This is a genomic window from Nostoc sp., from assembly GCF_036917555.1.
Taxonomy (GTDB): domain Bacteria; phylum Cyanobacteriota; class Cyanobacteriia; order Cyanobacteriales; family Nostocaceae; genus Nostoc.
The window spans coordinates 1-10,398 of the sequence record NZ_JBALDD010000016.1 but is presented as its reverse complement, the minus strand read 5'-3'; the positions used below and the strand labels follow the sequence as shown (position 1 = coordinate 10,398).

Sequence of the window (10,398 nt, the reverse complement as noted above, 5' to 3'; positions counted from 1 at the left end):
GTGGTTCTTCTCTCAGCTTCTGCTAATAGGGGGACTGTGTTCAATCACACCCCCTATTTTTTCCTTTGAAGAAGGCTATTTAGTCTAAACTCCAGGATCTCAGAATAATTCCTAATACTCTTGAAGTGAACCAAGGCTTATGTAAAACTTGAGATCCTTCACTTTGAGCCTACTTTTAAGGAATTGATCAATGGTGCGTCTAGCCCTGCTGAGTGTATCTAACAAAACTGGTTTAATTGACCTCGCCGATAGCCTGGTTGAATAATTTAACTTTGTGCTAAGTAGTTCCTAAGCTTACATTAACTATTTGTTATCTGCTTCATCTTCAAGCAAGATGGTATTGAGAAGATTTAATTCACTGGATGCCATAAAGTAGCGATCACTAAAAACTGTTTCTAATTGTGTATAAATTCGTCGACCTGCTACAGCTACCCAAGGAAATTCTCGATACTGCGCCACTACAGGTATAATCAAGCCTTGAGGGTTTAGGGAGCGTCCTAAAGCATTTCTCCAAGTTAGGGGGTCTTCTAATTCCTGTTGGCGAATGTCGTCTTCTGAGTGTTCATTCCAGAAGTGCGGATAGTCTAGAGGTAAGCCAACAACTATATTTTGAGTTTTCAACGCTTGAAGTGTTGAATATTCAAGAACAGATTCCTCCTGTTTCCGAATCAATAGCCTATAAAGTTCCTTTGCCGGACGTTTGAGCTTTGGTGGAAACTTGTTATCTTCGTAAATTCGTTGTAGTAATGCTAAAAGATTACTGCTATTTTGTTGAATATAAGATTTCCATCCCTCAAAGCTAAATCTTTCCTCAGTTTGGCGATCGCTCCAATCTTCTATCCAGAAAGGGCCAATACAAGTTAATCTATCTGGAATCTGTAGCTCGTGGTTATCTAAAGATGGCAATAACCGACTCGACATCCTAGAAACAGTTTTGACCAATGCTTCCAGGGTTTGGTAATTCACATACGATTTGGCACTCCGATCTGATGCTTGTCCTGTCAAACTCAAGTGCTTAAAAATTTGTTCTGTTAAGTTGGCTGCTTTTATCGCAATAGCTTTTGCTTCTTGAGAGTTATTATCGCGGATAAAAACTTTGGTTTCATGGAGCAAATCTAAGACCTCATCAGACATTAATCTCAATAATTCCTCATCTCCAATTAAACCCACTGGGACAAATGCAATTCGCTTATACTTGAGTCCAGCATCTCCTTTAATACGAGTGTGAATTGTAGAGCGCAGCATTACCAGCAAAGTCAATAAATCGCTTGACTGACGCAACCATAATCGTTTGCGGTCAATATCTTCTCCTTCAATAATGAAATCATTGATCAGCATGACTAACCGTCTATCTTTGTAATCTCCAGAAACTTCCATTCCGGTTTCTGGATCTGTATACATTCCTCGACCCCGGTAAATTAATTGCGCGACTTCCATTAAAGCGGCTTCAGTATTAAATCGGGGAATTGCTGCAATAATCCAATCTGTTTTTGGGAAGGAAACACCTCTTGCGCCTGAAGAAGTCATCAAGAAAACTCGGATTTGATCGCGTCGTGGTTCTTTTACTAATTCCAATCGCTTATTAGCTGGTACGCTTTGATCCAAAACTGCTACCTGTCCCTTGTTTGCCAGAGCATCTTTACCACTGGTCAATTTCTCCTGCAAGTGACGTAAGAAAGCTTTGTCCTGAGCAAAGAAAATTAGCTGCTCTGCTCCCTGTTGTAACCCGCGTTCGATTTCCAAGTAGGCATTCATTAGCAACTGGTCTTCTAATTGCTCTCGAATTGCTTGGCGAATTGTCTGTTTTGTCCCATCACTGGTTAATCGTGGTGTAACAGGAGACAGCCTAATACTATAGTCAATATCGAGTTTTCTGGCGGGGTAACTATTTGTCATGACGTGGAGCGTTGGGTGTCTTCTGGGGCCTATTTTGGTATAAGTGCCTGTCGCCCGAAACGGTTCTTCACCCTGACTTGGACTAATTAGCACCTTGTCAGGGGCGCGATCGCCTGAACTTAAAAAACTATTCAACACAACCTCATTGCTCAGTGAGGCATCGGCAACAATCAGAACAATCCTAAACGGAGACGGCGTTGTTTCAAACGGATCAATAAACTGCTGTTGTAACCATTCTGCTAGCTTATGGACAAAGGGCGCTCCTGCCCCATCCCCAGCGAGTTCGTCTACCATCACGATAATAGTGGGAATTTTGGCGGCAAATGCTGAACGTTCATTTCTTCCCAAGGTAGTATTAGCTGGCTTTGCAAACAACTTGCTGAGTGCGTCAACTGTAGTTGATTCGTTAAGCGTTCGATAACCTTGAATGGCAGCAGTCATTACTAGGCGATTAACTCGCGGATTAGCTTCTAGCAATTTTCGAGCAGAGTTTGCTAGGGTACGTAGTACACCAGGGCGATGGGGAGATTCTACGCTATCTTCCCGTTCGTTGAGAGAACGTTTAAACCGAGTAGAGGCGACTACATTACAATCAATCTCCTGTTCTTGCTGTGGAGTGAGGAAGAGGATACTGCAATCAGGATGGTTGAGCCTTTCAAAGCCATCGACAACAACAGCACTATCAATACGGCGAGGTTGAGATCCGTTTTGCTTAACCTGTTGCTCGTACCACTTAGGAGCTGAAACAATCAAATTGGCATTACTGGTGAGAGTCAATATCCCTGTGGTATGACCGTTGTTTCTGGCAATTTTGTCAGTAACATCCCGATTAATTACCACTCGTGGACTCAAATAAAGAAACAAAAAGCCTTGAGAACGTCGCTGAAGGAATTGCATCACAGCAGTCGTTTTACCGATCCCAGGATTGCCCTCCAAAGCTATGACATTGATTCTACCTAGTTGAGCAGCATTCAGCCCTGCCATAACTGCTGCTTGGTGAACTTGTCGCAAAGGAATTTTTTCGTTGTGTGGATTTACCTGATTCAGAGCTTGTTCGATTTGTGATTGAGGATTTTCGCCAAAAAAGTCAAATAATGCTTCGTTTTCCTCAACAGCAGCGATCGCCTCAGCCTTACTTACTTCATCCATTGGGTTGTAGAATCCCTTCACATTTTCCTCAAATAGAAAGTGAAGATGTCCTCCTGGAGTTGGGTTTTCAGCAAGACGCTTTGCTTGTGTTTTGAAATCAGAGGGTAGCGATCGCACTAACTTATTGAACACCAAACGAATCTCTGTCTCAAGTTCATCGGGTGCATCATCGCTTAGTTTGCGAGCTTGGCGATATGATTCTCCTAATGATTTCATCAGCTTGGCTCTAGGATCTGGTTCTGGTTCCACACCCAGAAAGTGAGCAGCAAGACTTTCAAGACCATTGGATGTTACAGCGATCGCTCTACCACTACAACTTCCTTTTAAGCGCTGATGCGAGTACAGCAGGCGAATCAGGCGCTCAATGTAAGATGATGCCTGACAGAGCTTGAATAATGGTTTATCTTTACCACTAAATGCTGATAGATGACTTTCCAGCTTTGATGAAGGTATAAACTCTTTACCCTCAACCTCTGCACAAACCCTAGAGAAAACACCCCGTGATTCAATGTAACGGTAATAGCGATTCATTTCCTCTCGGTGGGGGGCTTCAGTTCTAAAATCTGCTAGTTTGATTGGTGCGTTATAAGAGAATTCTAGACAAAGAATTAAGTTATCGAGTTTTTTGCGCTTGAGGTCTTTTGATTTAGAGAATAAACCTTTATCTAGTCTAGGAAGTATCAAATCTTCTGTTCGTCTATGGGAAATAGATTCGTCTGATAGCCATAAGATAAAATCGGCTCTGGCGGGTTGTCCTCGGTTTACTAAGTTCTCGTCTGGTTGTCCTGGTAAATTGAAAGCTGCTTGAAATGCTTTTGCTGTCTCTTCTTTTTCCTCGTCGCGTTGCATTTCCTGTGTTGGCAGTGTCAATGGACACCAAATTGCTTCCAGCTTTGCTTTACGAATTCCACTGTGTTTGAGAGACTCTCGCATTGTTGTCCAACCTAAACCATAACCGAGTACCAGCAGATGACGCAGCATCGTCTCTACCCATTCTTTTGTATTCGGATCTGTTAGCTTGAATGCTTTTACCAGTTGGTGGTAGACATCTGCATTCTTCACGGATTGCCAAGGTTGCAGAACCGGATGATCGTCCAAGACCAACTTTTGCTGAATTAAATGTTGCAGAACACCGCGTTTGACAGCAATTTCAAATACCTGCCCCCAAATGGAAGCCTGTTCTAAAAAAGACAAATCCATCACTTCCTCCGGTGCAGAACTTGAGAAACGTGGGTGAGTAAGGCAGGATAATTGAGTAATACCTGTCCTTTGCGACGATTATGTAAGATTTTCACCTCCCCAGCCCCTTCAACTGTGGTAGGTGAGATCCAACTGAAGGGGTCAAGGACTGGGATAAGTTGACCTTTTTCAGCTTCGATAAAATGCAATCCCCGCAGTACAGCTATTAAGCAAGGATGAATAGGAGAATTATGTTCTGGATTTATCAAATGTTGACGAGCGCGTTCAGTCCAGTTGATATCGCGGACTTGTCCATCTGATACTAGAAAATAAATGCAAAAACCAGACTGTGGGCGCTGTGTTTCTTGAACAGCAAAAAGTGTGGCGAAAGTATAAACGGGAATCAAATCACGAAAGTATTCTCCGGTAACGGAGCGTGGGAAATATGTATGGTCTCTAGCTTGTAAAATTTCAAATGCTGCCTCATTGTAACCGCGCTTTTGCAAGCGGGTGGCAGGAAATACATCCCGCACCATTGAGTAAATGTTGAGATCAGGAAAAGTTTCAAAGACTTGTTCTAAAAATTCTTTAGGTATCAAAGAAGAATTGTAATCTGCGGCTCGATTAATTCGGCGATCGCCATAGGCATGAGCCAATAAAATAATGTGCTGACACCCTTGACCTTCTAGGTAACTAATTTCTTCTTGGAGTAAGCGTTGCTTTTTCAACCCTTTTGAAGAATCCAGTACATCAGACTTCATCCGTTCTCTTTTCAGTTCGTAACCTAAAAATGGTTGATTAACTGCTGTCGCAACGTAACTTTGAGTGAGGAAAAGATAGCCCTTTTCACCTTTGTCTAGAAAAGTTTCCTCATCACAGGGACGACTGGCATAAGAAATTAAACCAATCTTGGGTGCTGAATCAGCGCTTGGGGTGCTGATGAAGAGTGGAAATGCACTCAACAGAGCATTAAAAGTGCCAGATTTAGTAAATTTTGCCTTTTGGTCTTGTTGGGCAATATTTTCCAGAGTCAGCCCTTGCATTCTGATAGGAGTATCTTCAGCTAGTATTGCTTCTAAAGTTTGGGCTGCTGCATAAATATAAGCATCACCGCTACTGTCATCACTTTGTTTGCCCAATTCTTGCAGCCTCAGCATTAAAGTTGTAAAGTCAACTGATTTGCCGCTATCACCTTGTTGCAATCGTTTGATGATCCGCCACAAACAGCAGTAAACTAGCACAGCAAAGGCAGTAACTACGGCTGCATGATACTGCTTACTTTCCTCAGAACCTTTTGTATCTGGTCGCCGCTTTACGGTGTCAACATCGTATTCCACTATAATTGCGGCTGATAATACCCATCCTGCTGCTTTAGAAGCATTTGTCGAATATTCATAAGTCCATTGACGGTTTTGATCCTTGCGAAAAGAACGAGGAACCCAACAAATTTGCAGAAGTCGCTCTGGTAATGAACGTTTTGCTTGCAATTTACTTGCTGTGCCTTGAGTTGTTAAGTCATATTCCGAAAGCTCGGCTGTAACTTTAATTGAAAACAGTAATCCTGATGTGTCTGGTTGATCGCAAATTTCAATATGTTTGAACCATTCCACCTGTTCGCGGGAACTTTGTTGTGGCCCTACAAGTAAATCTCTTACGCCTTCTGCTCCTATTAGTCGCGTCCACTGAAAGATACCTCTTTTCACACAGATAAACTGTTGGGAGGAACGATGCTGAACTTGAGAAATTACTTTTTGACTCTTGTCACGGACTACGTTCATTAGTGCCGTTGCAATGGAATTCATTACTTTGGCGCGTTCCCGTAATTCCTGTAAAGTCTGGCTAATAGCTTCCTGTCTGCCCGATTTTAGAGTTTCAATGAGTTGAACCACTGTATTAGTTAGCGATTCTGGAGTTAGCGATTCTTCAGCATTTTGGGGAATAACAATGGCTAAAAAGATAAGTTCAGCTAAACGACGACAGATCAACCAAGGTTTTTGTAGGGGAGATTGATCGTTATTGAATAACTCTTTTTCAATTTGATCCAGTCGCGCTTCAAAAGCGGGTTTGCCCAATTCTGGATTTTGTCCATTGACTCGAAAACGATAGCTTACCTCGCGGTCAACTTGATTTTTAGTCTTTTGCTCGAAGATTTGGGTTTTCCACTCAGGCCAAACAGGCAGACAAGAATAAAATATTACTTTGCTGAGTTCATCTGACAAATCAAATTCCACAGCACTACCGAAATGAGCAGTTAAATCAACGGTATAGCCGACTACTTTAGCGGATGTAACCAAAGTGAGTACTCGATTGACATATTCTGCTAAAAGTTTGTATTCTGGTTCATCTTTTGAGCGGGCATTGTCTGCGATCGCTTCCATAATCCGAAAGGTAATAGTCAATCGGACTCTAGACAAGGCTTCATCGTCTAAAAAATTCAAAAAACGCTGTATTTGACTATATTCTCTGTCTTTCTCTGCTTCCAATGTTGCGATCGCTGAATCAATATCCTCTTCATCGCAGTCAAACTGATTTTCCAGATGCTTGGCGACTGCGCTACGCATTTGCTCAAAATAATCAGTTCCCTCTACTCGTTCACGTGCGGAAATAACTTTGGCAACAACTTTGTCAGACTTGCTAGGCTTGGTATCTCCTGCTTGAAATTTTATCGGTACGAGGTTAGCAGTGTTAGTTAGATTCTGAAACTTAGTACCTGCACGTGTAGCAAGTTGTTTGAGTTGCTTATCAGGATCATCTAACAGCAATGTCAACAATGAAGTATCACAAGGCAATGCAGTATCTAGCGCTTGATCGATAGCCGCAATTAATTTGTCTATTCCACCGGGTAACTTTGTTGCATTGCCATCACTCAAACAGCCACCAATGCGTGACCTATTCCCAAATTCTGGCATTGACAAGTTTTGAATAAACCCACTGCCTCTAACTGGCTTGAAAGCTTCTTGGAAGTCAGGCTGTGTAAATAGCCGACGCAGAACGGCTGAAGTATTTATTCTCAGGCGTTTATTTTTGTCATCAAATTCAAACAGCTGCATCCCTTTAGGGTTTGGCTGGTCGGTATTTGCCTGATTACTACTAGGAGGAATAGCTTTAGTGAGTAACTCTATGAGTGTAGCGAGGTCAATAGACGGCTTCGGCGATCGCGCATCAACTTGAGCGCCAGTTTCTTTTGAAGGCATATTTTTTCCTTAATTTTCAGTCTTATGACCGCTTCATCTGCTTTAACTTCACAGTTTGGGCAGATGGATTCATTTCTTTTAATAGCTTAGATGTGTCATATCTGTCAAGATAGAGAAATTTTATGCTTATAATATTTTTTTAAAAATTCTTGCACAAACAACTTAGTTTCCACAATCATGTATAGTTTTGAAAATATAGATGAAAAAATTAATTGATTTTCATCACATTACATAATATAAATTTATAGAGTGAATTAATGTAAATTTTAATTTTTCTATAAAACGAAAATGGATAAAACAAATTTTAAAGCGTTCACTAACTTACCAGCCTTGAAAAAAAATGCTATTCAAGTCTGTGGTCAAGAATTTATTGATAACTTGACTGAAAAAGGTATATATGCGAAAGATAGTGAATTCTGGCAAGAGGTTAATAGAAAGCTGAATATTCCTGATAATGCCTATGAAATCAAACAGGCTAGAGAGCAAGCAGAACGTGAACAACAGTTGTTAGAAAAGAAAGTAAAAGAGCAAGCAGAAGAACAAAGATTACTAGCAAATAAAAAAGAAATCCATAGTAAAAATAGAAAAGATTGGAAAATTACTGTTTTTGAACTTCCAGAATCAGATATTTTTGGCAAAAAATTTGTAGCAGAGTGTACTAAAGAACCAGACTTACTAAAAACTACTTGGTTTTGCCAGACTCAAGGAGAGGTCTATAGTCGAGCTTGTAATCTTGTAGATGAATTTGACATACAACAAGAAAGCTTAAGAATTTTTAGGGAGCATTATGCATTAATGAAAGATTTATATCTAATGATTATATACCTTTCGAGTGGAGATCAACACAATTGCTACATTAACAATAATCGTGAAAACTCTAAAGAAAATTTTACTGGTGTTAGATGTTGGAATGGATTTAATTTTGATATAATTAACGCTTTAATTGCAGAAGCATTATTAGAACTATCATCAACTAAAAATATACTGATAATGAACAAAAAAGGTATAAAAGCTGCAAGAGAAATTTTACAAATGATTAATATTGATGGAGTTGAAAGGCTACTAGAGCAGCGTGAATATCATGAAGAATATATTAATTACACGAGTCACTTAGATATTATGCAAGACGAAGAAGAAGATGAAGAATAGATGTTAATCTGCGACAATGCCTGCTATTTGTAGGAATCTTAATAGAGAAAGGTGATGACCAGATGGTTATTAATGTTATCATTCATAATGGTCTTGAAGTTAACCAAGGCTTATGTAAAACTTGAGATCCTTCGCTTGTTGCCTACTTTTAAGGAATTGATCAATGGCGCGTCTAGCCCTGCTGAGTGTATCTAACAAAACTGGTTTAATTGACCTAGCCTGTAGCTTGGTCGAAGAATTTGACTTTGATTTAATCAGCAGTGGAGGAACAGCCCAAGCCCTGAAAGATGCGGGACTCCCAGTTACTAAAGTTGCAGATTATACAGGTTCACCAGAAATTTTAGGTGGTCGAGTCAAAACGCTGCATCCCCGAATTCATGGCGGAATTTTGGCGCGGCGAGATGTTCCCCAAGATATTACAGATTTAGAAAATAACCAAATTCGCCCGATTGATTTAGTGGTGGTGAATCTATATCCTTTTGAGGAAACGATCGCTAAACCAGGGGTAACATTATCAGAAGCTGTTGAACAAATTGATATCGGTGGCCCTGCTATGTTAAGGGCATCATCGAAAAACTTCGCCCATCTCGCTGTATTATGCGATCCAGCCCAGTATGACGAGTATTTACAGGAATTATGGCAAAATAACGGCGAAGCATCCCTAGAGTTTCGGCAAAAGGCGGCATTAAAAGGATTTTCGCACACTGCTAGTTATGATCAAGCGATCGCCTCTTACCTAGCAGAAGCACAACAATACACCCTAAGCGGCACACAATTGCAATCTCTGCGTTACGGCGAGAATCCCCATCAACCCGCTACCTGGTATCAAACTGGTACTACCCCAACAGGATGGGCAGCCGCAATGAAACTCCAAGGTAAAGAACTTAGTTACAATAACTTAGTTGATTTAGAAGCCGCACGCCGAATTATTACTGAATTTACTGATACCCCAGCAGCTACAATTATCAAACACACAAATCCGTGTGGTACGGCACTAGGCAACACGATTGTGGAAGCATATCAAAAAGCTTTCAATGCTGACTCTGTTTCTGCTTTTGGTGGGATTGTCGCTCTCAATCGTCCGATTGATAATGATACAGCAAGCGAGTTAACCAAAACATTTTTAGAATGTGTGGTTGCACCGAGTTGTGAAGCGGATGCTCAAGAAATTCTGGCTGCTAAATCGAAAGTACGGGTTTTGACTCTAGCTGATTTGAGCAGTGGCCCTAAGGATACAGTGAAAGCGATCGCAGGTGGTTTTCTCGTCCAAGCTAGCGATGACGTGATTGCTGACACCAGTCAATGGCAAATAGTCACCGAACGTCAACCCACCGATAACGAATTAGCCGAATTGCTGTTTGCGTGGAAAGTTTGCAAACACGTGAAATCTAATGCCATTGTTGTCACAAGCGATCGCACTACACTAGGAGTAGGTGCTGGTCAAATGAACCGCGTCGGCTCAGTTAAAATTGCCCTAGAACAAGCTCAACAAAAAGCTAAAGGTGCAACTCTAGCCAGCGATGGATTTTTCCCCTTCGATGATTCAGTCAAAACAGCCGCAGCAGCAGGAATTACAGCCATTGTCCAACCAGGGGGAAGTTTGCGCGATAAAGATTCAATCAAAGCTGCTAACGAACTGGGTTTGCTAATGGTCTTAACGGGTGTACGTCACTTTTTACACTAAATTATTCCCCGTAAGGTGTACACTTTTAAAAGTGTCAGTCAATATACTTGCCCTTTGATAGAAGCAGTGATATGGTTTATTTGTGTGTGAGGAGCAAGTTAAAAATAAAAAGCGTTTGGGGTGGAAACACGGCAACACTCCCAAGCG

The 10,398-nt window shown here is 41.1% G+C and carries 4 protein-coding genes; 2 read left to right on the top strand and 2 right to left on the bottom strand.

Annotated elements, in window-relative coordinates:
* Positions 1 to 303: 303 nt before the first annotated feature.
* Both V7K60_RS06565 and V7K60_RS06560 read right to left on the bottom strand, forming a co-directional pair.
* Positions 304 to 4,245 carry a helicase-related protein gene (locus tag V7K60_RS06565; RefSeq protein ID WP_334923950.1) on the bottom strand — a complete coding sequence of 1,314 codons (3,942 nt, stop codon included), beginning with the start codon at positions 4,243 to 4,245 and terminating at the stop codon, positions 304 to 306.
* The gene (locus V7K60_RS06560) at positions 4,245 to 7,418 is read right to left on the bottom strand and encodes a hypothetical protein (RefSeq protein ID WP_334923948.1); all 3,174 of its coding nucleotides are present in this window, start codon (positions 7,416 to 7,418) and stop codon (positions 4,245 to 4,247) included. Before V7K60_RS06560 ends, V7K60_RS06565 begins: the two co-directional genes overlap by 1 nt.
* Before the next feature lie 288 nt (positions 7,419 to 7,706).
* Here V7K60_RS06560 and V7K60_RS06555 point away from each other — a divergent pair, with 288 nt between their 5' ends.
* Both V7K60_RS06555 and purH read left to right on the top strand, forming a co-directional pair.
* Complete coding sequence (locus tag V7K60_RS06555; RefSeq protein WP_334923946.1) at positions 7,707 to 8,567, top strand: hypothetical protein; 861 nt, start codon at positions 7,707 to 7,709, stop codon at positions 8,565 to 8,567.
* Positions 8,568 to 8,730: 163 nt separating this feature from the next.
* Positions 8,731 to 10,251, top strand: a complete 1,521-nt coding sequence (gene purH, locus V7K60_RS06550; RefSeq protein ID WP_334923945.1) for a bifunctional phosphoribosylaminoimidazolecarboxamide formyltransferase/IMP cyclohydrolase — start codon at positions 8,731 to 8,733, stop codon at positions 10,249 to 10,251.
* Positions 10,252 to 10,398: the final 147 nt, after the last annotated feature.